The 22,976-nt window shown below is 39.1% G+C and carries 20 protein-coding genes, 2 pseudogenes and 1 riboswitch; of the genes and pseudogenes, 14 read left to right on the forward strand and 8 right to left on the reverse strand.

Annotation, left to right across the window (positions count from 1 at the left end; genetic code table 11):
• Positions 1-648 precede the first annotated feature (648 nt).
• A pseudogene (locus tag BM057_RS06115) lies at positions 649-882 on the forward strand (MmcQ/YjbR family DNA-binding protein); the annotation flags it as partial.
• A gap of 121 nt (positions 883-1,003) precedes the next feature.
• On the opposite strand, the gene BM057_RS06120 reads toward BM057_RS06115, so the two are convergent.
• On the reverse strand, positions 1,004-1,594 hold the full coding sequence (locus BM057_RS06120) for a DedA family protein (protein WP_218147452.1): 591 nt from the start codon (positions 1,592-1,594) through the stop codon (positions 1,004-1,006).
• 258 nt (positions 1,595-1,852) lie between these two features.
• Between BM057_RS06120 and BM057_RS06125 the strand changes: the two genes are divergently transcribed.
• Both BM057_RS06125 and BM057_RS06130 read left to right on the forward strand, forming a co-directional pair.
• A complete protein-coding gene (locus tag BM057_RS06125; RefSeq protein WP_218147453.1) occupies positions 1,853-2,770 on the forward strand; it encodes an RluA family pseudouridine synthase in 918 nt (305 codons plus the stop codon).
• A 69-nt stretch (positions 2,771-2,839) separates the two neighbouring features.
• Entirely contained in the window at positions 2,840-3,811 is a 972-nt protein-coding gene (locus BM057_RS06130) for a DUF1002 domain-containing protein (RefSeq protein ID WP_092092218.1), read from the forward strand.
• Between the two features lie 121 nt (positions 3,812-3,932).
• On the opposite strand, the gene BM057_RS06135 is transcribed toward BM057_RS06130, so the two are convergent.
• Complete coding sequence (locus BM057_RS06135; protein WP_092092220.1) at positions 3,933-4,487, reverse strand: NADPH-dependent FMN reductase; 555 nt, start codon at positions 4,485-4,487, stop codon at positions 3,933-3,935.
• A gap of 225 nt (positions 4,488-4,712) precedes the next feature.
• Here BM057_RS06135 and BM057_RS06140 point away from each other — a divergent pair, with 225 nt between their 5' ends.
• The 3 genes from BM057_RS06140 (at position 4,713) to BM057_RS06150 (ending at position 6,462) form a co-directional block, all read left to right on the forward strand.
• Positions 4,713-5,309: a cob(I)yrinic acid a,c-diamide adenosyltransferase gene (locus BM057_RS06140; RefSeq protein WP_177186182.1), complete on the forward strand. Its 597-nt coding sequence runs from the start codon at positions 4,713-4,715 to the stop codon at positions 5,307-5,309.
• Positions 5,294-5,431, forward strand: a riboswitch (adenosylcobalamin (AdoCbl) riboswitch). (Overlaps the previous gene by 16 nt.)
• A 79-nt stretch (positions 5,432-5,510) precedes the next feature.
• Positions 5,511-5,945: a DUF4430 domain-containing protein gene (locus BM057_RS06145; RefSeq protein ID WP_092092222.1), complete on the forward strand. Its 435-nt coding sequence runs from the start codon at positions 5,511-5,513 to the stop codon at positions 5,943-5,945.
• On the forward strand, positions 5,935-6,462 hold the full coding sequence (locus tag BM057_RS06150) for an ECF transporter S component (RefSeq protein WP_092092224.1): 528 nt from the start codon (positions 5,935-5,937) through the stop codon (positions 6,460-6,462). Before BM057_RS06145 ends, BM057_RS06150 begins: the two co-directional genes overlap by 11 nt.
• A 478-nt stretch (positions 6,463-6,940) precedes the next feature.
• On the opposite strand, the pseudogene BM057_RS11950 reads toward BM057_RS06150, so the two are convergent.
• The 3 genes and pseudogenes from BM057_RS11950 to BM057_RS12115 all read right to left on the reverse strand — a co-directional run.
• Positions 6,941-7,222, reverse strand: a pseudogene (locus tag BM057_RS11950) (YrhK family protein); the annotation flags it as partial.
• Between the two features lie 50 nt (positions 7,223-7,272).
• Positions 7,273-8,229 carry a zinc-binding dehydrogenase gene (locus BM057_RS06160; protein WP_425439022.1) on the reverse strand — a complete coding sequence of 319 codons (957 nt, stop codon included), beginning with the start codon at positions 8,227-8,229 and terminating at the stop codon, positions 7,273-7,275.
• Between the two features lie 27 nt (positions 8,230-8,256).
• The gene (locus tag BM057_RS12115; protein ID WP_425439023.1) at positions 8,257-8,415 is read right to left on the reverse strand and encodes a hypothetical protein; all 159 of its coding nucleotides are present in this window, start codon (positions 8,413-8,415) and stop codon (positions 8,257-8,259) included.
• A gap of 266 nt (positions 8,416-8,681) precedes the next feature.
• On the opposite strand from BM057_RS12115, the gene BM057_RS06165 reads away from it, so the two are divergent.
• The 3 genes from BM057_RS06165 (at position 8,682) to BM057_RS06175 (ending at position 11,893) form a co-directional block, all read left to right on the forward strand.
• Positions 8,682-10,028 carry an extracellular solute-binding protein gene (locus BM057_RS06165; protein WP_177186183.1) on the forward strand — a complete coding sequence of 449 codons (1,347 nt, stop codon included), beginning with the start codon at positions 8,682-8,684 and terminating at the stop codon, positions 10,026-10,028.
• Between the two features lie 118 nt (positions 10,029-10,146).
• On the forward strand, positions 10,147-11,055 hold the full coding sequence (locus tag BM057_RS06170; RefSeq protein ID WP_047390652.1) for a carbohydrate ABC transporter permease: 909 nt from the start codon (positions 10,147-10,149) through the stop codon (positions 11,053-11,055).
• Positions 11,056-11,068: 13 nt separating this feature from the next.
• Positions 11,069-11,893 (forward strand): carbohydrate ABC transporter permease, encoded by an 825-nt coding sequence (locus BM057_RS06175; RefSeq protein WP_047390654.1) that lies wholly within the window; start codon positions 11,069-11,071, stop codon positions 11,891-11,893.
• Between the two features lie 166 nt (positions 11,894-12,059).
• Here the strand turns inward: BM057_RS06175 and BM057_RS06180 are convergent, their stop codons facing one another.
• The 3 genes from BM057_RS06180 to BM057_RS06190 are packed head-to-tail and all read right to left on the reverse strand — an operon-like array spanning position 12,060 to position 14,291.
• Positions 12,060-12,698: a hypothetical protein gene (locus BM057_RS06180; RefSeq protein WP_092092230.1), complete on the reverse strand. Its 639-nt coding sequence runs from the start codon at positions 12,696-12,698 to the stop codon at positions 12,060-12,062.
• Positions 12,698-13,687, reverse strand: a complete 990-nt coding sequence (gene floA, locus BM057_RS06185; RefSeq protein WP_047390657.1) for a flotillin-like protein FloA — start codon at positions 13,685-13,687, stop codon at positions 12,698-12,700. Before floA ends, BM057_RS06180 begins: the two co-directional genes overlap by 1 nt.
• On the reverse strand, positions 13,680-14,291 hold the full coding sequence (locus BM057_RS06190) for an NfeD family protein (protein ID WP_092092233.1): 612 nt from the start codon (positions 14,289-14,291) through the stop codon (positions 13,680-13,682). Before BM057_RS06190 ends, floA begins: the two co-directional genes overlap by 8 nt.
• Before the next feature lie 433 nt (positions 14,292-14,724).
• Here BM057_RS06190 and glgB point away from each other — a divergent pair, with 433 nt between their 5' ends.
• The 5 genes from glgB (at position 14,725) to BM057_RS06215 (ending at position 22,967) form a co-directional block, all read left to right on the forward strand.
• On the forward strand, positions 14,725-16,659 hold the full coding sequence (gene glgB, locus BM057_RS06195) for a 1,4-alpha-glucan branching protein GlgB (RefSeq protein WP_092092235.1): 1,935 nt from the start codon (positions 14,725-14,727) through the stop codon (positions 16,657-16,659).
• Positions 16,660-16,732: 73 nt separating this feature from the next.
• On the forward strand, positions 16,733-17,878 hold the full coding sequence (locus BM057_RS06200; RefSeq protein WP_092092237.1) for a glucose-1-phosphate adenylyltransferase: 1,146 nt from the start codon (positions 16,733-16,735) through the stop codon (positions 17,876-17,878).
• Entirely contained in the window at positions 17,868-19,046 is a 1,179-nt protein-coding gene (gene glgD, locus BM057_RS06205) for a glucose-1-phosphate adenylyltransferase subunit GlgD (RefSeq protein ID WP_047390662.1), read from the forward strand. The genes BM057_RS06200 and glgD overlap by 11 nt, the downstream gene beginning before the upstream one ends.
• Positions 19,043-20,482: a glycogen synthase GlgA gene (gene glgA, locus BM057_RS06210; protein WP_092092239.1), complete on the forward strand. Its 1,440-nt coding sequence runs from the start codon at positions 19,043-19,045 to the stop codon at positions 20,480-20,482. The genes glgD and glgA overlap by 4 nt, the downstream gene beginning before the upstream one ends.
• Positions 20,483-20,534: 52 nt before the next feature.
• Positions 20,535-22,967: a glycogen/starch/alpha-glucan phosphorylase gene (locus tag BM057_RS06215; RefSeq protein ID WP_092092241.1), complete on the forward strand. Its 2,433-nt coding sequence runs from the start codon at positions 20,535-20,537 to the stop codon at positions 22,965-22,967.
• Positions 22,968-22,976: the final 9 nt, after the last annotated feature.

Raw genomic sequence — 22,976 nt, forward strand, 5'->3', positions numbered from 1 at the left:
TTCATGATATCTTTTACCAATATCTATACCAACAAAAAACATAAAGAACACCTGCCTTATAAAATTTTAGATAAAGGTTATCCTCTCTGCTTTACGAAACATACAACCTCGTTCGATATGCGACAACCATGTGCCATCCAGCTCATTCGTATATTATTCGTAAAGAAGAGGTGTCAGTCTGTGCGACGAAGACAAGGCTCCAAGGATGCGAACTACAACCTCTATCTGTACAAATAAATTATATCTCAAATGAGAGACATAATGATTTAAAAAGTTAACAAATACGTATATTTATTAACTAACTATATTATACGAGGATGCGGAGAAAGTTCGAAAAAGCAAGACCGTCATCGGAAGCACTGTTGCCGTTCCGGCAAAGTGTAGCATGTCTCTAAGCGATTAAAATCGCAAGAGCCATGACAATGCGGAGCGAGGTCGATAGAAACACAACGTCAACAAGGTAATTGGCACAAAGAGATCTGGATATATAAAAAAATAAGCAATTTAACAAATGGGTGAAAATTTATGGTGAAGAGAGAAGAAATTTTTGATTTCGTTAAAGTAAAGTATCACGTAACACCTGATTATCCTTGGGAAACCTATCCTAACTATGCAGCTTTAAGACATTAGAATAATGAGAAATGGTTTGGTTTAGTCATGAATGTATCTAGTGATAAAATTGGTTTAAATGACAATCAGGAAATTGATATACTAAACTTGAAAACAAGAGAAGAATTGATTGGTCCTTTAAGAAAAAAGGAAGGCATTTATCAGGCTTACCATATGAACAAGTCAAAGTGGGTCAGTGTCAATTTAAATGAGATGAAATCTGTTGATAGTATTAAAGAATTGATTGATGAAAGTTATGAGCTGACAAGTTAGGAAGAAAGTTAAAAATAAGTAAAAATGAAAAGATGTAACTGAATCAGATTCAATAATAAAAGCAGCAGCTCAATCCAGAAGGAGAATAGAGCGGCTGCTTTTTTAGATAAGCTATGAAATATTAAGATTTTGTTTTTTTAACTCTGCGGATATACCATACAGCCACCAGAATGATCGCAAGGGCGATAATAGCATAGGCAATGTTTGAGTAGATGTCCATATAGTGAACGATTGTTTCCCATTGAGCACCAACGATCGAACCTAAATAAATCAGGATAGTATTCCAAATCAAAGTCCCGATCGTAGTAAAAACGAGAAAGAGACCTAAGCTCATGTCGGACATCCCTGCAGGAATCGATATCAAACTTCTGATCAATGGAATAAATCGACAAAAGAAAACGGTCCATACATTATACCGCTCAAACCACGCATCAGCTTTATAAAGATCTTCTTTTGTTAATCTCAAAAATTTTCCATATCGATCGATTATTTTTTCTAAACGACTAATATCGAGTAATCTCCCAATAAAATACAGAATCAAAGCGCCTAAGACAGCTCCTACTGTAGAGGCTAGCACCATTCCAGTTATATTTAGAGAGGTATGAGTCGTCATAAAACCGCCAAAAGTCAAAATAACTTCAGAAGGGATCGGCGGGAAGATATTTTCAATCATGATCAAAAAAGCTACTCCAAAGTAACCAAATTGTTCCATAATACTTTGAATCCAAGTTTCTATAGGTCTTCACTCCTAAAAAAAGTCCATTTACTTTTGTAACAAATCTTACTATACAGGAAATTAGAAGAAATTCAATTTATTATTTTATTAAAATTATTTTCAATATTTGGAGAGAAGAGTAGACAATAAAGTTAACAATTGCTACATTAGTAAATTTAGATAAATAAAAAAAGAGGATAAGATAAACATTTTACTTCATTTGTGTATAATAGGAAAGAGAGTGAGGGATGACTGTTGAAAAAATCAGCAAAACGGCACCAATCTAAAAAACAAACAGAAAAAAAGTACATCGTAAAAGGTGAAAGTGAATTGCTTCCATTTTTATTGGAGCAGAAAATAAAAAGTAGTCGCAATGCCACTAAATCTATTTTGTCTCGAGGACAGGTCAAGGTTGACGGAAAAACGATCACACAGCACAATGCTGTACTCAAGCCTGGACAAGAGATAGAAATCATTGAAAATAAAGAAATGCAGCGAAAAAGCGAACTAATGGGCATCCGCATTCTTTATGAAGATCAAGATTTAATCGTCATTGATAAAGAAGCCGGGATTTTATCTGTCGCAGCCAAGCACCCTAATGAATGGACAGCTCATTATCAACTGAGCTTATATGTGAAAGACAAAAATCCTCGAAATAGAGTATTTGTTGTTCACCGTTTGGATCGAGATACTTCTGGGGTGATGATGTTTGCTAAAAATGAAAAAGCAAAACGAATATTGCAGGATAATTGGAAAAAAATGGTGACTGAACGGATATATACAGCAATGGTTGAAGGAGAACCAGCTAAAAAAGAAGATACGATCGATTCTTGGCTAAGTGAAAATAAAGCTTTTAAAGTTTATTCTAGCCCTAAAGACAATGGCGGTAAACGAGCAGTGACACATTATCATGTTGCGCAAACGAATGGTAATTATAGCTTGTTAACATTAACATTAGAGACAGGAAGAAAAAATCAAATTCGTGTGCATCTGTCAGATATTGGTCATCCAATCGTTGGAGACAAGAAGTATGGAGCACAAACGAATCCATTAAAACGTTTAGGTTTACATGCCACAACGATCAAGTTCAAACATCCAACTTCTGGAAAGTTGATGCAATTTCATTCAGCTGTACCGAAAATATTCAAATTGAAGACCAAAACATCCGTCTAAAGTTTGACGACAAATAGAAAAATCTTCAGTAAGATAAAATAAAGTCAACATGAAAGTAGGGAAAATAAAATGAAACGATTAAAAAAAGCTGTAATGATCTCGGCAGTAGTGCTTGGAATTGGCGGTACACTGGGGTTTTCTCAACCAGTATCGGCGGCAAGTGATGGGATAGATACGACTGTGGTGAATGAAAAGTGGGGAAAACCAACTTTTGTACATGGCGGAGGGCTATCCAACAGTGAAGTAAAAGAAACAGCTGATTTGCTGCAAATCGAAAACGCAGAAAATGTAGCGAGTGTAGCAATCAATGGTCAAGATGTGATCCACTATTTGGGCTCTGGATCAGGGAATACTTCAAGCTTGATCTCATCTGTCTTGGTTGAAAAAGAAGACAGTGGGCATGGTGTAAAAGTAAATATCAAAACGCCAGAAAATATTACACAAATCACCCAAGAGCAATATGCTAATGCGGCTATCACAGCGGGGATTGCAGATGCAACGATCCTCGTAGCAAGTATTCGTCCAGCAACAGGTGAAAGTGCTTTGACAGGTGTGTATAAAGCTTTTGATGTTAATGGAGAAGATCTAGATCAAGACCGGATGGAAGTAGCACAGGAAGAATTAGAAACGACAAACGATATCGCTCAAGAAAATGCCGATAAAAGTGATTTTGATTCGGGCAAACTTGATCAAGCCATCATTGATATCAAGCAAGGATTGGCGGACTTGAAAGAACAACAAGGTAAACTAGCAACAAAAGAAGAAATTCAGCAGATCATCAACGATGCGATAGAAAAAAATAACTTAGACAATGTTGTTACTCAAGATCAAATGGATCAATTAATGAAATTGTTTGAAAACTATCAAAAAACTTCTGCTATTGATTCACAAGAAGTAAAGGATCAGTTGCAAAACCTTTCTAACACGGTAAAAGATAAATTAGGCAACTTGGTCAACCAAGCGGAAGAAAGTGGCTTAACAGATAAAATCGGAAATTTCTTTAGACAAATCTGGGATGCTATCGTCAATTTATTTAATTAATAACGGAAACGCTCAAAAGAACACAGCTTCTTTTGCAACGGATAAAAATGATAAAAAAAGACAAACCTCACATTGTATTTATATAATAGTGAAGGTCTGTCTTTTTGATTTTATTTAAACATTATAAGTTAACTTCTAAAGCAGCAAAATTTTTGAAGCGTTCAACGACCATGCTAATGAATTGAGCAGTTGGTTCGTCGGTCAATTGGCCATTTTCATCAAATTTTGTATGAGCAGCTCCTACAAAGATATCATTTCCGCCAGCTGCTGGCATGACATAAGCAGCTACACCAACAGTATCTAAAACATCGCGTAAGTGGATTTGAGCTTTGACGGTTCCTAAAGCGCCCATTGAAGCGCCCATGATCAAGACTTTCTTTCCAGCCATTTCTTTTCCTTCACGAGAAACCCAGTCGATCGCATTTTTTAAGACAGCTGGCATTGAAGCATTGTATTCAGGTGTTGCAACGATAACAGCATCTGCACTTTTCACTAAAGCTTGGAAATCGCGGACCGTTTGACCTGGATCTGCTTCGATTTCTTCATTAAAGAAAGGCAAATGAGAAATATCAGCTATTTCAATTCCTAATTCTGGAAACTTTTCTTGAATGTGTTTCACCAATTTCATATTATAAGAATCTTTACGTAAACTCCCTACCAAAGCAACAGTTTTCAAATAACTAACCTCTTTCTGATTAAGTATCATGTTCTTAAGTAGTAGTATAACATCATTTGCTTACTTTTTACAAGTTAACTTTAAGAAAAAATAAATAATGTTTTTTTTGACGCTAGATTTAGATTAAAAAGGTAAAAAAATAAAAATACATACAAGATATTGTGTCTGTCGAAGAATATGCTATACTAGATAGTGCGACGTTGAACAAGGAAGGAGGAAGAAAAAATGCAATTGTATACAAAAAGAGGAGACTATGGGAATACCAACTTGATTGGTCAAAGAACCATTCCAAAAGATAACATACGCGTCGAAACATATGGGACATTAGATGAACTAAATTCGTTGATTGGTGTGATCGTCAGCCAAATGGATGAAGAAGACAATCGTTTAAAAAGTGAATTGATAGATCTGCAGCATTTGTTGTTTGATTGCGGTACTGACTTAGCCACTTTTGATGGAGAGAGACCTTACAAAGTCAAAAAAGAAGCTGTCGAATGGATCGAAGAACAGATTGATGTTTATGCGGAAGAACCACCGATCATTGAGAAGTTTGTGATTCCAGGCGGACATCCAGTAGCGAGTTTATTGCATTTGGCTCGAACCGTAACGAGAAGAGCTGAGCATCTGATCGTCACACTAAATAGAGAAGAAAAAATCAATACCGTCGTTGCTATATTCGTCAATCGTTTATCTGATTACTTGTTTGCTTTGGCACGAATAGTGAACCATCGTAAAGGAGTAGCTGAGCCGCTTTATGAACGAGGCGGAAAAGTTTTTCATCCAGAATTGAAAAAAGAACAGTTACCAAAAACACATTATTGATTTGATAAGATGGAAGACTGGTGAAAATCCAGCACGGTCCCGCCACTGTAAGGAGCTTCAGCTCTAAGTCAGATCTTTCTTAAAAAATCAAAAAACAGTTGCTTCGAGGCAAAGCGACTGTCGAACAGCTAATGTTATCGCTGTTACATATTGCCTCACCAGACCATTTTATTTTTGCTTTAAATCTGAGGAGGAAGAATCATGTTACGTCAATTAAAATTAAAATCATTTATCTTTTTATCTTTATTGTTTGTCTTAACGGCTTGTGGAACAGAAACAGAAAAAGAGACGACTGGAAGCCAAGCTGTTTCCGAGCAATCCAGTGTAGTGGACACTGCTGAAAAAGATGCTCAGATCCAAGCTGAAATGTCATTCGAAATAGATGGAAAAGAAGCAGCAGACCTTGCAAAAAGTGTAGAAGTTTCAGAAGGAACCTCTGTATTGGAAGCAATGAAAGAGCATTATGAAGTTGAAGAAAAAGACGGCTTTATTACAGCAATCAATGGACATGAACAAGATGAAGCTGAAGGCAAATGGTGGTTATATACTGTCAACGACGAACAGCCTACAGTAGGTGCTGCCGAGTATGAATTGAAGGATGGAGACCAAGTGAAGTGGACCTTAAATGGCAACTAAGTCTGTTTTTTCTGTTCAAAGAATTGCGTTGCTAGGTTTACTGACAGCTTTATGCTATGTCAGCCGCGTAATTTTTCAGTTTTTGCCCAATGTGCAACCTGTGACCGTTATTCTGATCATTCTAGTTCTTAAAATGACAGTCGTTGATAGTTGGATCGTCGCGATTCTTTCCATTTTGATCTCAAACATCCAACTAGGAATGGGTGTCTGGACGATCGCGCAAATCTTATCTTTTTCTATTTTAGTAGGAATCACAGGATTACTCATCAAACCTTTTATCAATCAAATCCCTTTTGTGGTGATGGTGCTATATGCAGGTCTAACGGGTTATCTCTATGGTTTTATCATCTCAGCTGTTCAAGCGCCTTTTTTTGGGATTCAAAATTTTTGGGCTTATTACCTTGCAGGATTGCCGTTTGATACGATGCATGCGTTAGGGAATGCTGCTTTTTATGTTCTATTAGCTCCGGTTTTAGGCAGCATTTTAGATCGTTTCGATGTAAAAAATAGGTTCTAAAAAGGACAAAAAAGTAAGCCGCTTTACATTAGGGCTTGCTTTTTTGTCGTTTAAGAAATGATAAAAAGATAGGTTTCAAACAATTTTTTTTTTAACCATCTTCATGATTTTCTTGGTTGAGCTCTCTTTCTTTTTGTGCCAATTCTCGTTCTCTTGCAGCTTTGTCACGTTTCTTTTGCTCTTCGTCTCTTTGTTTTTCACGTTCTTCTTCTTTTTCTTGTTCATCTGTTTGGTCTTGCTCATAATCAGATAAACCAGGAAGAACTTTGCTGATGATGCTCGGATCTTGCTGTGATTCATTTTCTTGATCGCCTTGGTTTTCTTGATTTTCTTCAGCCTTTTTCCGATCTTCTTCAGCTTGTTCTCGGTCCTTCTCAGCTTGCTTCCGATCTTCTTCAGCTTGATCTCGATCTTTCTCTGCTTCATTCAAATCTTCTTCAGTTTCACTTTGACCTTCTTCATCATTCTCATCTTTACCACGATCATTATATAAAAAGACATTGTGGACGATTTTGATCAGAGGACGAAAAGTCAAAAAGACAGCGCCTAAAAGATAGAGTGAAGTACTGTAAATAGAAGGAACACCCATTAAACTTAGCACACTGGCAATCATGTACATCAAACCTGTCAATAGGTCATTCGTTAAAGAAATCAAATTATAAAAGTTTTGGAAGTAAAAACGAAAGCCACTTGACTTAATAATAATATCTTCTTCTTTATCGGGTTCAATTTGATGTTCTTTTCTTTTTATTTTTGGCATCTCTTATCCTTTCTTTTCTACTTGAACAAAGGCAACAACAAAAAATAGTGTTAAGGTTTCAAAATCGTTTTGATATTGTGATCTGCTTTTTCATCAAACATTTGATAAGCTTCGCTGGCTTTTTCAAGCGGCAATACATGAGTGATGATTTCTGTAGGATCAAAAACATCATTGGAAATCATGTCGTACAATTTAGGCATAAGGTGAACAACAGGCGCTTGGCCCGATTTTAAAACAACGTTGCGAGAAAACAATTCATTCAAAGGGAAGAAAGCAGCAGGAGAGAGGTAAACGCCAGTCATTTGGACTGTACCAAACTTTTTGACACATTCGATCGCGGTTTTTAAAGGAGCAATCGTACCCATTTGAGGACTCAAGGTATTCAAAAGTTTCTCGCTGGTTTTGCTTTCTACACCATCCATGCCGACACAGTCAATGACTACATCAGCGCCGCCATTCGTCATTTCTTTCAAAGCTTTTCCTGGCTTATCCGCTTCCATAAAATTGAATGTCTCTACCCCCTCTGTTTTAGCAGAATGTTCGATTCGATGCGCAATGCAATCGACTGCAATGACTCGTTCTGCACCTTTCATTTTTGCAAACTTTTGGGCAAGTAAACCGACAGGACCGGAACCTAACACGATTACCGTATCACCAGGTTTAACTTGACTATTTTCAACACTCCACCATGCAGTAGGGACGATATCAGATAAGAAAAGGATCTTTTCATCAGGCAGGTTGCTTTCGGGGACGACAAAAGAAGACGTATCAGCAAAAGGAACACGTAAATATTCAGCTTGTCCACCAGGATAATTTCCATTGAGTTTTCCAAAACCGAATAATCCACCATAATCTACATCAGGATTGGGATTGGAGTTACCACATTGACTTTCCATATCGTGCTTACAGAAATGGCAATGTCCACAGCTGATATTAAAAGGAATAACGACACGATCTCCTTTTTTCACTTTTTTAACCTCTTTGCCTGTTTCAACTACGATTCCCATCGGTTCGTGGCCTACGACATAATCTTTCTATAATATAGCGCTGCCATGAGGGTAAAGATGTAGATCAGATCCGCAAATAGCAGTTGCAGTAATTTGGATGATCATGTCCGTTGGTTCTTTAATGATGGGATCAGATACAGTAGTAACTTCCATTTTTTCTTTTCCTTGCCAAGTGACGGCTCGCATAAAATCGCTCCTTTATTCGGTAATGGCTCTCATTTCATCTAGTTTACCATTTGTAAAAGTTGGGCAAAAGCAATCACACTTGAGATAGGAGAAAAGAAGGAAACCTGCGAGTATTTCTTGCGGGTATTTGATCAGAAGAAGTGTTTTGAGTTGCTCACAAGTTGTGTAACTTACTATAATTGGGGCAGGTAAAGCAGTAGCAAAAAATGAAAGCGCTTATTTTAGATGAAAATTCCCTTTATTGGGAACAAAAGGAGGAGTACCAAATGAACAAGCAGAAAACTCTGATTGGATTATTGATTGGCTCTGCACTACTACTAGCAGCTTGCGGCGGCGGTTCAGGTTCAGATCAACAGGACAACACAGAAGGAGGAAAAGTTCTTCAAGTTTCTTATCCCTCATGGTGGGAAGACTGGTTCAAAGATCTGGAAAAAGATTTTGAGGCTGCAAATGAAGGGGTAGATGTTGAACTGATTCCTTTGTATGATGATACAACCACGAAGCAAGCTATCATGATGCAGTCAAAAGATACTGCGCCGGATGTTGCGATTGAAGACACTTTTATCTTGAATTCAGATGTCAATGCCGGCTATTTGAGCTCTTTAGATGACTTTGTCAATAACTGGGACGATTGGAGCAACATTGAAGAAACGACAAAAGAAGGGGTCAAAGGAGAAGACGGCTCAATTTACGGTGTGCCGTTCAGTACCGATGTCCAAGGATTATGGTATGACAAAAAAATCTTTGATCAAGCAGGAATTTCTGTACCTTTTGAGCCGACTAACTGGCAAGATATTTTAGATGCTGCTGAAAAGGTGCACGCGGCAAACAAAGAAACCATTCCTCTATTCCTTTATGCAACCAAGTCGACAGGTGAAGCAACTTCGATGCGGACTTTCCAAGTTCTGTATAGCGGAACAGGTTCAGAGTTGTACGATTGGGAAGCTGGAAAATGGGTTATTGATGAAAATGCATTGACGGATACCTTTACTTTCATTCAAGACGTTTATCAAAATGATTTAGGACCAAGTATGAGTGTCGCTTCAAATAGTCAAATTGGCACCATGTTGGCAGAAGATTACATGCAGAATGGCGGAGTAGCTATGGTGATCGATGGAAACTGGGTATCCGGGAGCTGGAGAGAAGGACGCGCCAAACCTTGGCTGGATGCTTTAGATACATGGGACTTTATTCCATTCCCGACCCAGACAGGAAAAGATCCAAAATATACCTCTATGTCAGGCGGTTGGGCATTTTCAATTCCAAAACAAGCTGATAATAAAGCATTAGCAGAAAAATTTATTCAAATGGCTGTTGATGAAGAACACCAGCTTGGCTACGTGACTCAAACAGGAGATATGACTGTTCGAACGGATGTAGCGAAGAATGAAGAATATCTTAACCAACCTGTCAGCAACTATAAAGAAGCAGGTGAAATTTTACAATATTCTCATTTCAGACCAGCTGTCGATGACTATCCAACTGTTTCCACGCACATTCAAGAAGTGGTAGAATCAGTAGCCTCTGGAAATGCTACGCCTGAGCAAGCTGTCAAAGCTTATCATGCTGGTTTAGAAAGAATCGTTGGTGCAGACAACATCATGAAGAAATAAAACCATCAACCAATAAACCAAAAAGAAGAGGCCAATTCTAAGCGAGTTGGCCTTCATTTTTCAGATTAGCAGCTCAAAAGATCAGAGGGCTGTTAGCTGTAGCAAGGGGGAAGTTAACATGCAGAACCATCAGAATCGTCCACAGAAGCGAAAAACGAAAAATCGACAAATGTTCAAACAGGCAGCTTGGTTTTTAACACCTTCTTTACTGCTGCTGCTGATCTTTTTTATTGGTCCAATCATCATGACCCTCTTTTTTTCATTTACCAATCTATCTTTAACAGGTGTTGCTGCACAAAACATTCAATTTGTCGGTTTTCAAAACTTTGTGCAATTGTTTAAAGATCCTAAATTTTTCAGTTCTTTTAAGAATACCCTGATTTTCCTCTTATTTTCGGGAATAATTGGACAACAAGTACTAGGTTTTTTACTAGCTGTTTTAATGAAAAATAAACATAAAGCTTTTCGGAAAATCGTTGGCGGGACTGTCATGGCTGGGTGGGTAACACCGGAATTGATCGTGGCCATCATCTTTGTGTCTTTTTTACATGATGGTGGAACGTTGAACCGGTTTATGGCTGGCTTACAGCTTCAACCAATTTCATGGTTGTTTACTTTTCCAATGGTTTCAGTCGTCGTCGCTAACATTTGGCAAGGTTCAGCTTTGAGTATGTTGATGTTTCAATCAGCTTTAGACGGCATCCCAAATGATATAGAAGACGCGGCTAAGATAGATGGCGCAACGGCTTGGCAACGCATGTGGAAAATTACCATACCGATGATCAAAAGTACGATTTTTACGAATCTTGTGATCATTACCCTCAGCACATTGGGCGTATTCACCTTGCTTTATACCATGACAGGCGGAGGGCCAAGTGGGGCCACATCAACCTTGCCAGTCTTGATGTACGAACAAGCTTTTGTCAATTACCAGTTAGGCTATGGCACAGCCATTTCGCTGATTATCTTAGGGATCGGCATTATTTTAAGCCTTGGCTACATTCGTTTGCTGAAAACTGAAGATTAGGAGGGACAGAAAAATGAAAAATAAAAAAACATCTTCTGCACTGGCTTATATTGTATTGACTTTGATTGCCATCATTTTTGTGATCCCACTACTTTGGGTTTTCGTGGCTTCTTTTGATGCGAATGCAACGCAAGTACTGAAAATGCCAGAACACTTTACATTGACCAACTATCAAGAAGTCATTACCGATCGCGGAAACCAGCAAGCTTTCCTCAACGGGTTATTTTTATCAGGCGGTCAGACGATTTTAGTTGTCTTATTCTCTCTGCTGGCTGCTTATCCTTTGTCTCGGTTTCCTTTAAAAAACAAACAAAAGCTCTTGATGACGATTTTATTTATGACGTCGCTTCCGATTACCGCAGTTATGGTTCCGGTCTATCAGTTGTTCACTTTTTTCAACTTGACCGACTCGCTCGTAGGCACATTGCTATTTTTGACAGCTTCTTCTTTGCCATTTGGGATCTGGATGATGAAGAACTTTATGGATGGTGTGCCGATCGAACTAGAAGAGTCTGCATGGATCGATGGTGCCTCGAAGCTCAGCACATTATATAAAGTCATCGTTCCTTTGATGAAGTCCGGTATGTATACTGTTGCGATCTTTACGTTTATCGGCAGCTGGGGAAATTTCTTTGTTCCTTATATTTTACTTTCTTCACCGAAAAAACTGCCGGCATCTGTCACATTGTTCCAATTTTTTGGGCAATATGGTTATGCTGCTTATGGCCAACTGGCAGCTTATTCCGTTCTTTATATGCTGCCGACTTTTATTCTATACTATTTTTCTCAAAACCATATGTCAAAAGGATTCAACATGGGAGGAGCTGCCAAAGGATAAAGAGAGAACCGTCCCAAATAAAAAGGAGCAGAAGACCGATCAAATGGTCTTTTGCTCCTTTTTTTGTCTTTATCAGTTTTAATAAAAGCATTCAAAAGAAATCCTTTCAAAAATATTAAAGAGTCTTTTGAAAAATTTTGTCTCATTCCATTTAGATAAAAAATGTTTATCTAATCGGTCTTTGGCTCCTAGGTTTGTCCAGAATTTCCTTATACATAAAAGCATGAAGCCATTTTTGTTGTTCATTCGTAGGTTGGATCTTTTTTTTCTTATCATGCTGCATTTGTCCTTTGCGTACGATCGTCTGTTTCATCGTACGGTGTCCTCGAGGATGAAATTCTGTTCCTTCAACACTGCCGGTTCCTTCTGATCCAGTACGTCCTTGACGACTCAAGAAAGCTTCGAAATCTCTGCCTTCTTGATTAGTAAAAGACTCAAAATTTTTGCCTTCTTTACTCATAAGGGACGCACGATTTTTTCTAATAGCAGCTTTTTTTTCTTGAGTTCCAGCGTTTCTTCCACTAACAGATTGTTCCATTTTTCCCAATTCTTTTTTCATGCGTTCTTGGATGCTGCTGGCTTTTGTAGCAGCATTCCGACGTTGCCCAGCTGTTGATCGTGGTGCAGTACGAGAAGTAGGAGCTGCGTTGCTTTTGTTTTGAGCAGAAGGCGCATTTTGACGAGAAGGCTTGGGTTTTGTTGCTGTAGACACTGAAGAGATGACTCTAAAAATAAAAACGACTGCTTGAACGATAAGATAAAAAACAAAGAAAATGACGATGCCTAAATTAAGAAAATCTGACATTATTCATCACTGTCCCTCTTAGATACATCAGAGATCGAAGTTCTCATATCTGTATCTGCATTGATGTTTTTCATATTGTAGTAATCCATTGCGCCGATATTTCCTGATTTCAATGCTTCAGCCAAAGCAAGTGGTACTTGAGATTCGGATTCCACAACTTTTGCGCGCATCCGTTGTACTTCTGCCACCATTTCTTGCTCTTCAGCAATAGCCATTGAACGTCTTTCTTCCGCTTTTGCTTGTGCAATATTTTTATCTGCTTCTGCTTGTTCTGTTTGAAGTTGAGCGCCAATGTTACGACCTACATCCACGTCAGCAATATCGATCGACAAGATCTCAAAAGCTGTGCCTGAGTCTAAACCTTTATTTAAAATCGTTTTGGAAATAGCATCTGGATTTTCTAAAACAGCAGAATGCTGTAATGAGCTCCCGACTGTTGTAACGATCCCTTCACCAACACGCGCGATGATCGTATCTTCACCAGCACCACCAACTAAACGTTCAATATTTGCTCGTACAGTTACTTTTGCTTTAACACGAACTTCGATCCCATTCTTTGCAACGGCTGCAATGAATGGTGTTTCGATCACTTTCGGGTTAACACTGACTTGAACAGCCTCAAAAACGTTTCTTCCAGCAAGGTCGATCGCTGCAGCTTGTTCGAATTTCAACGGAATGTTTGCTCGTTCTGCAGCAATCAAAGCGTCAATGACCTGGTTGATATCACCGCCTGCTAAGTAGTGAGCTTCCAAATCATTGATATCCAATGACAATCCTGCTTTCGTTGCTTTGATCAATGGACGAATAATGTGATGAGGCGTTACACGTCTCAATCGCATACCAACTAATGTACCGATGCCTACTTTTACGCCTGAGAAAAAGGCTGTGATCCATAAACCAACAGGTACAAAACGCAAGAAAATGCTGACGAGTATAATGAGTATGACAGCAATAATCGCAAAACCAATCCAACTTCCTGTATTATCCATTCATTTTCACTCTCCTTACAATAATTTTTGACCCTTCTACCTTAACCACTTCAACTTCTGCATCTTTTTCAATGTGTTCTCCATTGCTTAACACGTCATAAATCTCTTCTCCAAACTGAGCTTTCCCAGTTGGTCTTAAAAATGTTACGGTTTTGCCTGTTTGTTCAAGTAACGAGGATTGATCCTGACTACTTAAGAAACCACGTGTCGTACTTAAATCATTCTTTAATACGATTTTGTTTAAATTCGCCAGTGAGTAACCTCTTCGAATCAGCAGAACGACCAAACCGATCGTGAGAATGAACGCGATACTCAAATCGCGCAGTGCCAATGTTAAGTCGCCTAATGTCTGATATAGACCAAATACGATCAGCCCGATTCCAGTCATTCCTATGATACCAAAACCGGGAATGAATACTTCCAAAATCAGCAGACCGATCCCCAAAATAAAGACGATGATCATATACCATTCGCTTAAGTCATTCACGAGGAAGTAAGCCAAAAAGCTGACTAGAGAAACAGCCGCTCCTACTGTCGATTTAGGTGTGAGTGCTGCAATAACAAGACCGATAAAACCTAATGTCAGTAGAGCAATATTTAACATGATGATGTATCCTCCTTTCAAAAAAAAGTAACGGAGCAAATGTTGTGAGAGAAGAAAAAAGTTAAAGAAAGGTGAGAAAAGGTTCTCATGTACATTTTACCATGAAAGCGTAAAAGATACACTTGAAATAAAAACAAAGATGTATATAACGATCAAAGAATGCTTATCGTAACAAAACAAAATACCTTTAATAAATGGAGGTTTAGCAAACGATTCTAGCGCTGATTGTTTAATAACGCAAATTTCACAAGTGTTTCTAAAAGCCTTTCTAAAGAAGAAGTGTTATAGTGAAAATAGAGTTCGACAATGTTTTTGAAAGAAAAAGGCTTGCTTGTAAAAAAAATAACAAAAAAGCCATGACAAAATGAAATAATAATGATAACCTGATTAAAATGAATTTAAATACATATTTGAGAAAGAGGGGGAGCATGCGATGAGCCGTTCATCCAACATGAAAAAAACGAAGAAACAATTAGAACAAGAACTCTACTTATTCAATACGGGTCAGTATTTTGACAGCTACCTTACTTTTGGTTGTCATGAAGAAACGAGTCAAGAAGAAGAAGGTTTTCGGTTCACTGTTTGGGCTCCTCATGCGAGAAGTGTTTCGCTTGTTTCTGACTGCACAAACTGGGAAGAAGGTCTGCCGATGGAAAAGATCGATCAAACCGGTGTGTGGACAGTATTTTGTAAAGAGGCTGAAGAAGGACAGCCCTATAAATATCGGATCGAACAGGCAAACGGAACGGTCAAATTAAAGATCGATCCATATGCTTTTGCCTTTGAGGTCAGACCGAAAGAGGCTTCTGTGATCAAAGCCCTTCCCGAAAGAAAATGGAAAGATGGCTTGTGGATGGCCAATAAAAAACGCTATCCGATTTATGAGCGTCCTTTGAATATTTATGAAGTTCACATGAGCTCATGGAAACAGCATGAAGATGGTTCTTGGTATACCTTTCCTGAGTTGCAAGCTGAACTGATCCCCTATGCAAAAGAAATGGGCTATACCCACATCGAATTCCTTCCCTTAGTCGAACACCCGCTAGATGCCTCCTGGGGTTATCAAGCAACAGGCTACTATGCTCTTTCTTCAAAATTTGGAACAATAGAAGAGTTTCAAGATTTTGTCGAAGCTGCTCACCAAGCTGGCATTGGGGTCATCATGGATTGGGTGCCGAGTCATTTTAATCGCAACAATTACGGGATGGCTTATTACGACGGAACACCGCAGTTTGAGTATCAAGACAGCAATCGTGCACAAAACTTTCGTTGGGGTACATTGAACTTTGATTTAGGAAAACCTCAAGTCCACAGTTTTTTGATTTCGAATGCGTTCTTTTGGCTAAATCAATGTCATCTTGATGGTCTGCGTGTGGATGCGGTCAGCAATATGCTGTATCTCGATTATGACGAAGGCGAATGGACACCAAATGAAGATGGCAGCAATCATAATCGGGAAGGCGTCGAATTTATTCAGAAAATGAATACGGTTATTTTTGAGCGGCATCCTGATGTCTTGATGATCGCTGAAGAAAGCACCTCCTGGGGAAATGTGACGGGACCTGTAGATAAGGGCGGCTTAGGATTTAATTATAAATGGAACATGGGTTGGATGAATGATACATTGCGTTTCTTTGAAATGGATCCCTTATTTAGAAAAGATCATTTTGATTTGATCACTTTTTCATTCATGTACATGTTCAATGAAAACTTTTTGCTTCCTTTCTCTCACGATGAAGTGGTCCATGGAAAGAAATCGTTGATGCATAAAATGTTTGGTGACCGGTACAACCAATTTGCTGGTTTGCGAACGTTGGAAGCTTACCACATGACCTTTCCTGGGAAAAAGCTCAACTTTATGAGCAATGAATATGGACAATTTTTAGAATGGCGTTTTTATTCTGGGTTAGAGTGGATCAGCTTAGAAGATGAGAAAAATAAAGCTCATCTAGAATATATGAAAACATTGAACCATCTCTACAAAGAAAATCGCGCTTTGTGGGAAGTGGACCATGATCATAGCGGGATAGAGATTTTAGATGCGGATAACCGTGCCGAAACGATTTTATCCTTTATCCGCAAAGGGAAAAAAGCTAGAGATTTCTTGATCGTGATCTGCAATTTTGTTCCAGTAGAGCGAAAAGGTTTCCGAGTAGGCGTTCCTTATGCAGGCATGTATGAAGAATTGCTGAATACTGAGATGGAAGAATTTGGCGGTACATGGACAGCAGGACAAGGTGTTTTGAAGAGTGAAGAGATTCCTCATGACCACCAGCAACATTCTGTCGAGCTGATCATTCCGGCTTTAAGTACAGTAATTTTAAAACCAAAACGTGTATATGGCGTACCAAAAGACAAAAAGAAATAGATGAGTGTGCAATAGGAGTAGACAAATAAGGAGGGAAGAGGAAGAAGGGCTTCACCCGTTCTTCCGCAGACAAATGAAAAAAGAAATCATCGCAATGGTATTAGCAGGAGGACAAGGCAGTCGATTAGGTAAATTGACCAAAGAAATCGCCAAACCGGCTGTTTCTTTTGGCGGCAGATACCGTATTATTGATTTTGCTTTAAGCAATTGCGCAAATTCAGGAATCAAAAATGTAGGGGTCGTAAAGCAGTATAAACCTTTGGAACTGAATGCGCATGTCGGCAATGGATCAGCATGGGGCTTAAACTCTCACGATGGCGGTGCGACCATCTTGCAACCTTATTCCAGCATTGAAGGTGAAAACTGGTTTAAAGGAACAGCTCATGCCGTTTATCAAAACATCGACTATATTGATAACTACAATCCTGATTATGTTCTTGTTCTTTCAGGAGACCACATTTATAAAATGGACTATCAAAAAATGTTAGACTTCCATAAAGAAAAAAATGCAGCATTGACGGTTGGTGTTATTCCGGTTCCGTTAGAAGAAGCTTCTCGTTTTGGAATTATGAACACGGATGAAACAGGTCGAATCATCGAGTTTGAAGAAAAACCAGAACATCCAAAAAATAATTTGGCTTCAATGGGGATCTACATTTTCAGCTGGCCAAGACTAAAACAATACTTAGTAGATAACCAAGCTAAAAATAGAGAGATGCTTGACTTTGGGCACCATGTGATCCCGGCTTATTTGCGCAATAGCGAAAACGTCTTTGCTTATGCTTTCAGAGATTATTGGAAAGATGTAGGAACAGTAGAAAGTCTGTGGGAAGCCAACATGGAGTTTATCGATCCTAACCATGACTTGAATATTCGAGATGACAACTGGCGTGTTTATACCAAAAACGTCGCTGCACCACCTCAATTTTTGACAGAAACATCAAATGTGAAAAATGCGATGGTAACAGATGGTTGCTACGTTTCTGGAGAAGTGGAACATTCCATTTTATCTTACAATGTAAAAGTCGGAAAAGGTTCGAAGATCAAAGACTCCTTTATTATGCCAGGGGCAACGATCGGAGAGAATGTGACAGTTGACCATGCGATCATCGGAGAAAATGCCGTTATCCACGATGGAGCACAATTAATTGGAAAAGATAAAGAAATCGCCGTTTTAGGAAAAGATGAAACCATAGGGGGAGTAAAAGATGTTGAGTAATAAGATGTGTGCCATATTAAATCTGATGGAAAATGATTCAAAGTTGAAACCTTTGACAAATCGGCGCCCAATCGCCACACTTCCTTTTGCTAGCCGCTATCGTTTGATCGACTTTCAACTGACGAGCTTGTATGGAGCTGAAATCGGTTCGGCTGCAATTTTTATCGAAGGCAGCGGACATTCTTTGTATGACCATATCAGAAGCGGTTCTGCATGGGGATTAGATTCAACGATCGGCGGCGGAGTGTTTACCCACTCGCAGCTTGAATTAAAAGGAAAAGATAACTTTGAAAAAAGCCAAGCTTCTTACTTTGAAGACCAACGCAGTTACGTGAAAAAATCTAAAGCAGACTATGTAGTGATCATGGGCAGTCAAATGCTTTGCAACATCGACTTGCAAGCTGTGCTGCGCTACCACAAAGAACGAGGAGCAGCTGTTACTGCGATTTATAAGAATGTACCAACGAACGACAGCTTATTTGAAAAAGATGTTTGCTATTATGAGTTTGCAGATAAAGGCAGTGCTGATATCCAGTCGATCAAAGAAGTCGATCAGGAAGCAACTTCTTCCCATGAAAGACTGCCAATACAGATGCGGTACGAAATCGTCTGTGTCGATAAGTTTTTGGAATACTTAGACAGCGCTGAAAAGAATGACGCACCACATGACATGGGCTTTATTTCTGAATATGCGCTTGAAGCAGGCGATAAAATCAGTGGGTATGAATACACAGGCTATTTAAAAGATATTGACAGCACCCAAAGCTATTTCGAAGCCAATATGGAGATGCTAGATGATGTCAATTATAATGCACTGTTCTACCGTAACCAACAAGTGATCACCAAAGCAAAAAACGGTGCACCGACTTACTATGCGGAAACAGCTAATGTCAAAAATGTTTTGGTCGCTACTGACTGCATCATTGAAGGAGAAGTTGAAAATGCTGTTCTTTTCCGCAAAGTAGAAATCAAAAAAACGGCCAGTGTTAAAAATGCGGTCATCATGCAAGGGGCAAAAATTGCCGAAGACACTGAGTTGAATTATGTGATCTTAGACAAGAATGTCAAAATTGAACCAGGTGTCAAATTAATCGGGACACCAGAAAAACCAATTGTGGTGAAGAAAAATGAAGTGATTCATCAATCGGAAGGAGCGCTAAACCAGTGAAAATTTTGTTTGCAGCTGCAGAATGCGCACCATTCTTTAAAACAGGGGGCCTCGGTGATGTTGCCGGGGCTCTTCCTAAAGAATTGAAACGACAAGGCGCAGATATCCGTGTGGTACTTCCGTATCACATCCAACAAATGCCTGAAGTGTACAAAGAACAGTTAGAAGATGTCGCTCAATTTGAAGTTAAAGTGGGTTGGCGCAAACAATTCTGCGGAATCAAAAAACTTGTCAAAGATGCTGTAACGTACTATTTTATCGACAATCTTTATTATTTTGATCGACCAGGATTATATGGTTTTGATGATGACGGCGAACGCTTTGCTTTCTTCTCGCAAGCGATCATTGAAATGCTGGAAAGAATTGATTTTATTCCGGATGTGCTACATGTCAACGATTATCATACAGCGATCATTCCGGTCTTGCTAAAAGATAAATATCAATGGATCCAAGCGTACCAATCTATTAAAACCGTCTTGACCATTCACAATCTTCAATTCCAAGGGATTTACGATCAAATCGTGCTCTCGGATCTGTTCGATATCGGTTATAACGCGTTTCATGAGCATGGATTAGAGTATTATGGCAACGTCAACTTTTTGAAAGGCGGTATTTTTTACGCTGACTTAGTTACAACCGTTAGTCCAACTTATGCGCAAGAAATCCAAACGCCAGCATTTGGATTAGGTTTGGAAGGTGTTTTGCGGGAAAATAGTTGGAAACTGAAAGGGATCTTGAATGGGATCGATTATGACATGCTGAATCCTGAAACAGATGAATGGATCGCAGCTCACTTCTCTGTTGATCATTTAGAAGGCAAAAAAGCGAACAAAAAAGCTTTACAAGAGAGAGTAGGCTTGCCGGTTAGAGAAGATGTACCGTTAATGGCGATGGTTAGTCGTTTGACGGAACAAAAAGGCTGCCATTTGCTGGAAGAAAAAATGAATGAATTGATGCAGCGAGATATTCAAGTTCTGATTTTAGGAACTGGAGAAGCACAGTTTGAACATAGTTTCAACTTTTTCAATAGTGTTTATCCTGAAAAGTTCAAAGCCATTATTGACTTTGATATTGAATTGGCGCAACAGATCTATGCTGGCAGCGACTTATATATCATGCCGTCTGCTTTTGAGCCATGCGGACTTTCTCAGCTCAATTCTTTGCGTTACGGTACACTGCCGATCGTTCATGAAACAGGTGGATTGAAAGATACCGTTCAGCCGTATAATGAATTTACGGGTGAAGGAACTGGCTTTAGCTTTTATGATTTCAATGGACAAGTCATGTTAGAGACGATCGATCGAGCTTTATCTGTTTACTATGATCAGTCTAAAGATTGGACAACATTAGTTAAAACAGCGATGAGACAAGACTTTAGTTGGGAAAAATCAACACGCGAATACTTGGATTCCTATGAACAGATCACTGAACAATAGAAGGATAAACAACGTTTTAGATGCCCGAGAAGAGTAAAGGCAGGGGGACGCTATGGAACTGGATAGAACGGATTTTAAAAAAAATTTTCAGCGGGTAACGACTGGCTTATACGGGGTGGATATTGAAGAGTGTTCACCCTCTCAGCTGTACACCGTTTTAGGAACACTTATAAAAGCTTATGCAGGAGAAGACTGGAATAAAACAAAGAAGTATTATGAAGAAGAACAAGTCAAACAATTGTATTACTTTTCAATGGAATATTTGCCAGGACGGATGTTAAAAAGCAACTTGCTGAATCTTGACCTGCTGGATACGGTCCGCGATATTCTAAAAGACATGCACCTCGATCTGGATGAATTGATTCAAGCAGAAGTCGATCCAGCTTTAGGAAACGGCGGTCTGGGAAGGTTAGCTTCCTGCTTCATGGATTCGCTTGCTTCCTTAGGCATCCCGGGTGCCGGCGATGGTATTCGCTACAAGTACGGCCTCTTCCAACAAAAATTTATTGAAGGACATCAAGTTGAAGTGCCTGAAAATTGGTTGCGGAATGGGAACGTTTGGGAAACACGACGCGAAAACAAAGCGGTGATTGTACGATTTGGCGGTCAAGCTTACTTATATGAAGACGCAAATGGACATCTTGTGCCTTTTTACCAAAATACACAGAACATTTTAGCCGTTCCTTATGACACGGCCGTCATAGGTTATCAAAATGAAATCATCAATACACTGCGACTATGGTCAGCAGAGATTCCGCCGCATGAAGAAATTCATTATCATAACTTGGCTGATCAGCAATCGGTCAATCAACTGACAGAAGTCCTATATCCTGACGATTCCAATTATGAAGGTCGTCTTTTGCGGTTGCGTCAAGAATACTTTTTGTGCTCAGCAGGGATCCAAAGTATTATTCGCTATTATAAAAAGATGGATCGTACTATGCAAGAAATCGCGGAATATGTGGCGATACATATTAATGATACTCATCCAGCACTCTGCATCCCAGAATTTATGCGGATCTTGTTGGATGAAGAACAGATGAGTTGGGGGCAAGTTTGGGAAATCACTAAAAAGACGATGAGCTATACCAACCATACGATCATGCAAGAAGCGATGGAAAAATGGCCTGTTTATATGTTGGAAGAAACGATCCCGCGTGTCTATCAAATTATTGAAGAGTTGAATAGACGCCAAATTGAAAAGAAAATTCCGCTTTATGGAGAAGAAATGGCTTATCGAACAGCCATCATTCAAGAAGGACATGTCAATATGGCTCATTTGGCGATCATCGGCAGTCATAGTGTGAATGGTGTAGCTCAGCTGCACACGAATCTATTGAAGCATGAGGTATTAAAAGAATTCAATCAGTTGTACCCAGCAAAATTCAATAATAAAACGAATGGGATCACTCAGCGTCGGTGGCTGCAGCTGGCAAACGAAGAATTGACCGCTCTATTGGATCGGAAAATCGGTACAGAATGGAAAAAGAATCCTGCTGAATTGAAGATTTTTAAGAGTTTTGCGGAAGATGAAGAAACATTGAATGAATTAGCAGAAGTGAAGTTGAAAAACAAAAAACGTTTTGCAGCTTATGTCAAAGAAGCGTTAGACATTGAAATCGATCCAACTGCTTTGTTTGATGTACAGATCAAGCGTCTGCATGAATACAAGCGACAACTGTTAAATGTTTTGCATATTATTCACCGGTATTTTGATATCAAAGAGAACCCAGAAAAAGATATTCAACCGCGTGTATTCATCTTTGGAGCCAAAGCTGCGCCAAGTTATCTCTACGCCAAGTATGTGATCAAGCTGATCAATTCAGTAGCTAAACTAGTCAATGAAGATCACGCTGTTGGAGACAAGCTCAAAGTCATTTTTGTTGAAAACTATGGTGTCTCATTGGCAGAACTGATTATTCCAGCTGCTGAAGTCAGTGAACAAATTTCGTTAGCCAGTAAAGAAGCATCGGGTACTAGCAACATGAAGTTGATGTTGAATGGTGCGTTAACAGTTGCGACATTAGATGGTGCGAATGTTGAGATTCGAGATCACGTCGGCGACGATAATATATTCTTATTTGGTCTGACAGCTGAAGAAGTTTATCAATATTATCAAGATGGCACTTATCAATCAAGAGAAATTTATGAAACCAATCCACAGGTGCGAAAAGTATTGAACGCGCTGATCGATGGAACGATCCCAGATGTATTAGAAGAAGGTCATGTGATTTTTGACTCATTGGTCAACGATAATGATGAATACTTTATTCTAAAGGATTTTGACAGCTATTTGCGTGCACAAGAAAAAGTTGATGAACTCTATCAAGATCCGCACAAATGGAATCAAAAATCACTTCTAAATATCGCCAGTTCTGGACCGTTCTCAGCTGACTTTACCATCAAACGATATGCAGATGAGATCTGGCACATTGATTCAGTTTTGCCAGAAGAAGAACAGCATATGCATCATGAACCGATGTGAAGCTGATAA

The organism is Pisciglobus halotolerans (assembly GCF_900113675.1).
GTDB lineage: Bacteria > Bacillota > Bacilli > Lactobacillales > Carnobacteriaceae > Pisciglobus > Pisciglobus halotolerans.

Excerpts from the sequence above, each read along its gene's own strand:
- BM057_RS06160 (WP_425439022.1), bottom strand. The coding sequence starts at position 8,229 with ATGGGAATCGTAGTTGAAACAGGCAAAGAGGTTAAAAAAGTGAAAAAA.
- glgD (WP_047390662.1), top strand. The coding sequence starts at position 17,868 with ATGTTGAGTAATAAGATGTGTGCCATATTAAATCTGATGGAAAATGAT.
- BM057_RS06200 (WP_092092237.1), top strand. The coding sequence starts at position 16,733 with ATGAAAAAAGAAATCATCGCAATGGTATTAGCAGGAGGACAAGGCAGT.
- BM057_RS12115 (WP_425439023.1), bottom strand. The coding sequence starts at position 8,415 with ATGCGAGCCGTCACTTGGCAAGGAAAAGAAAAAATGGAAGTTACTACT.
- BM057_RS06215 (WP_092092241.1), top strand. The coding sequence starts at position 20,535 with ATGGAACTGGATAGAACGGATTTTAAAAAAAATTTTCAGCGGGTAACG.
- BM057_RS06170 (WP_047390652.1), top strand. The coding sequence starts at position 10,147 with ATGCAGAACCATCAGAATCGTCCACAGAAGCGAAAAACGAAAAATCGA.
- glgB (WP_092092235.1), top strand. The coding sequence starts at position 14,725 with ATGAGCCGTTCATCCAACATGAAAAAAACGAAGAAACAATTAGAACAA.
- BM057_RS06145 (WP_092092222.1), top strand. The coding sequence starts at position 5,511 with ATGTTACGTCAATTAAAATTAAAATCATTTATCTTTTTATCTTTATTG.
- BM057_RS06180 (WP_092092230.1), bottom strand. The coding sequence starts at position 12,698 with ATGTCAGATTTTCTTAATTTAGGCATCGTCATTTTCTTTGTTTTTTAT.
- BM057_RS06165 (WP_177186183.1), top strand. The coding sequence starts at position 8,682 with ATGAACAAGCAGAAAACTCTGATTGGATTATTGATTGGCTCTGCACTA.
- floA (WP_047390657.1), bottom strand. The coding sequence starts at position 13,687 with ATGGATAATACAGGAAGTTGGATTGGTTTTGCGATTATTGCTGTCATA.
- BM057_RS06150 (WP_092092224.1), top strand. The coding sequence starts at position 5,935 with ATGGCAACTAAGTCTGTTTTTTCTGTTCAAAGAATTGCGTTGCTAGGT.
- BM057_RS06190 (WP_092092233.1), bottom strand. The coding sequence starts at position 14,291 with ATGTTAAATATTGCTCTACTGACATTAGGTTTTATCGGTCTTGTTATT.
- BM057_RS06120 (WP_218147452.1), bottom strand. The coding sequence starts at position 1,594 with ATGGAACAATTTGGTTACTTTGGAGTAGCTTTTTTGATCATGATTGAA.
- BM057_RS06140 (WP_177186182.1), top strand. The coding sequence starts at position 4,713 with ATGCAATTGTATACAAAAAGAGGAGACTATGGGAATACCAACTTGATT.
- BM057_RS06130 (WP_092092218.1), top strand. The coding sequence starts at position 2,840 with ATGAAACGATTAAAAAAAGCTGTAATGATCTCGGCAGTAGTGCTTGGA.
- BM057_RS06175 (WP_047390654.1), top strand. The coding sequence starts at position 11,069 with ATGAAAAATAAAAAAACATCTTCTGCACTGGCTTATATTGTATTGACT.